Source organism: Desulfobacterium sp. N47 (assembly GCF_051233685.1).
Lineage (GTDB): Bacteria > Desulfobacterota > Desulfobacteria > Desulfobacterales > RPRI01 > RPRI01.
Genome location: NZ_JBAMMY010000303.1, coordinates 1 through 2263, shown reverse-complemented (window position 1 = coordinate 2263; position 2263 = coordinate 1). Strand labels below are relative to the sequence as shown.

4 protein-coding genes are annotated in these 2263 nt (G+C 40.9%); all 4 read right to left on the bottom strand.

The window, feature by feature from the left end; all coding sequences use genetic code 11:
- Window positions 1-55: 55 nt before the first annotated feature.
- Window positions 56-460 carry a hypothetical protein gene (locus VXK47_RS19620; RefSeq protein WP_435550485.1) on the bottom strand — a complete coding sequence of 135 codons (405 nt, stop codon included), beginning with the start codon at window positions 458-460 and terminating at the stop codon, window positions 56-58.
- 71 nt (window positions 461-531) lie between these two features.
- Window positions 532-867 carry a hypothetical protein gene (locus VXK47_RS19615; RefSeq protein WP_435550484.1) on the bottom strand — a complete coding sequence of 112 codons (336 nt, stop codon included), beginning with the start codon at window positions 865-867 and terminating at the stop codon, window positions 532-534.
- Between the two features lie 120 nt (window positions 868-987).
- The gene (locus tag VXK47_RS19610) at window positions 988-1338 is read right to left on the bottom strand and encodes a type II toxin-antitoxin system RelE/ParE family toxin (RefSeq protein WP_435550483.1); all 351 of its coding nucleotides are present in this window, start codon (window positions 1336-1338) and stop codon (window positions 988-990) included.
- On the bottom strand, window positions 1338-1616 hold the full coding sequence (locus VXK47_RS19605) for a type II toxin-antitoxin system Phd/YefM family antitoxin (RefSeq protein ID WP_435550482.1): 279 nt from the start codon (window positions 1614-1616) through the stop codon (window positions 1338-1340). The genes VXK47_RS19610 and VXK47_RS19605 overlap by 1 nt, the downstream gene beginning before the upstream one ends.
- Between the last annotated feature and the right edge of the window lie 647 nt (window positions 1617-2263).

Here is a 2263-nt window from a genome sequence, read left to right as displayed (position 1 = left end):
ATAATTATTTTACGTACGTTTTATATTTTTATATATACACATACTATGCTATCTGTTAAAGCATTATCAATGTATGTAATAATTTAATGGATGTTAAATGGTTGAGCTTAAACCAACTGTGAGAACTTTGGACTCTCAAGATCATAAATGATACTTTTATCATAGGCCACGGGCTTGATAACAATATTTTCCATGGAAATAACCAAGCTGACCACGCTGCATTTCCAGCAAACCATAGCAATATGGGGAACAGGGTAAATACAAAAATAATAGTAGCAAGTGCTTGAAATACCGGGGCGATCAACATGCCACCAAGACAGCCAACAGCCTCATTTTTTTCTCCAATTAATCCAAAAAAGAACATGGGACCTATTGAAATAACGGTGAAGATAAGAGCGGCTACATATACTTCCCAGAACGTTAGAACTTTGAGGCCGCCTATAATTGCACTCCAGAACATTTTATTCTCCTTCTGGCCTAATGTTCTGCCGTGCGCCCGCAGGTCGCACGGCAGCAATGAATTGTTAGGCATCAAGAAAGCATAGCTGATACGACAATTCCAATAAGAAGCAAGAACAACCCCACATAAAACCGTAAAAAGTCGAACGTGGGTGGTGCCCCATACTTAGGAAACTCGCGTACCGACCATTTCAGACTGTCCCACCAGCCCCCATCTCCATGTAGCGGAATCTGAGGTTCAAATGCTGAGGCTAAAAGAACCGTTCCGACTAAATTGAGCAGGAGCACGACATAACGACCATTCGATAGCGGCACAAAAAATTTGAGGACCGTGCCAGCCAAGACAGCAAGAACGACCAAAGTTGGAGTGAGCCATTTGAAATTCAATTTAGGACCTGTAAACAGCATTTTTTGAAGCCTAATGTATAGAGCTACCTATCGGCGGGTAAGTACCCGCAGCCTTACAGTAAGCTCCGAAAATTGTTGACTGAACCAACGATGAAAAAGCCCCCAGGACTAGCCGTCTGGTTAAGCGCCTTGTTCGCGACGATCATAATAGGTCATCCTTTTTAAAAGAACATCTTCTACATTTTGCCGGGAATCCAATACCGATAATATATATACTTCCCGCTCCGCGATTCTGTAGATCAGCCGCCATGGAAGGACAATCAATTCCCTGTATTGCGATATCCCCTGATCCTGAAGCTCCGGCACAATGCGGCCTCGTTCCGGAAGGTTGTTTAGATTTGAGGCTTTCTCCTTGATTTTTTTAAGTATTTTTAGAGCATTATGGGGATTGTTAATCGAAATATATTCAACAATTGCCCTTAAATCAGCTTCGGCAACCTTCGTCCAAAAAACTTGATGTATCGGATTCATCAAAGCTTTTCTTTCAATGAGTTCTCAATGTCTCTAAAGACATCCTCTTGTGGCCTGAATTTGCCATTTCGAACGTTGGTTTCCCCCTGAGATATCAGCTTTAGCAGTCCTATTGCGTTCCGCATATTTTCGTAGCTTTCAGGATCTTGGATAACGGCTCGGGGCTCACCGTTCTGGGTTATAATCACAGGGCGATGAGTTTCATTGATATGGTTCAATAAAACCGCAGTCTTGGATTTTAAATAAGTTATGGGTTTTATATCGTTCATTATATTCATTTTTGCACCTCCAGTCCGCATATGGTACCAAATATGGCCCGTATGTCAAGGGCGTTTTTTATCGTACAATGGTTTTCGCGAACGCCAGCATAACCGGGAGGCAACGCCGTTTGTTGCCGATCCGGTTCATGCAGTTGTGTACGCCCGGCACGGGTGTGAACTTATGGGGTGAAAGTTATATATTAAAATAACAACAGAACATATCCCCACACGTAGTATAATAATAATTTTTTATCGCATAGATAAAAAAATAACCTCCTGATAACATAGCGGCGAATTTTCGACAAAACACCATTTGATAAAAGGAGGTTATTTAAATGATTGATGACGTTAGCAGGTATAGTTATTTTTGTCAATTTCGTTCAACAATACGCAGTTCAAGGAACCACCTGATAGTGGGTATTGATGTAGCGAAAGATAAACACCATGCTTTTTTTGGCACGGCATACGGGAAAACGCTGTTGAGGCGACTGCTTTTTAGCAACGACAAAAAAGGTTATATGCAGTTAATTCTACTCCGACATTTAACTTGATAATTTTTCCAAAAGATGACATAAGTAATGAATGATAAAAGAAACCGTATATCCAGGGATTGATGAATACATGACGTCTTTTTTTAATTATTTTCACCGGAAAGAAGGGCGTGA

Bases quoted from the DNA above. Each gene is read 5' to 3' on its own strand.
- VXK47_RS19620 (WP_435550485.1), bottom strand. From the start codon at position 460: ATGTTCTGGAGTGCAATTATAGGCGGCCTCAAAGTTCTAACGTTCTGG.
- VXK47_RS19615 (WP_435550484.1), bottom strand. From the start codon at position 867: ATGCTGTTTACAGGTCCTAAATTGAATTTCAAATGGCTCACTCCAACT.
- VXK47_RS19610 (WP_435550483.1), bottom strand. From the start codon at position 1,338: ATGAATCCGATACATCAAGTTTTTTGGACGAAGGTTGCCGAAGCTGAT.
- VXK47_RS19605 (WP_435550482.1), bottom strand. From the start codon at position 1,616: ATGAATATAATGAACGATATAAAACCCATAACTTATTTAAAATCCAAG.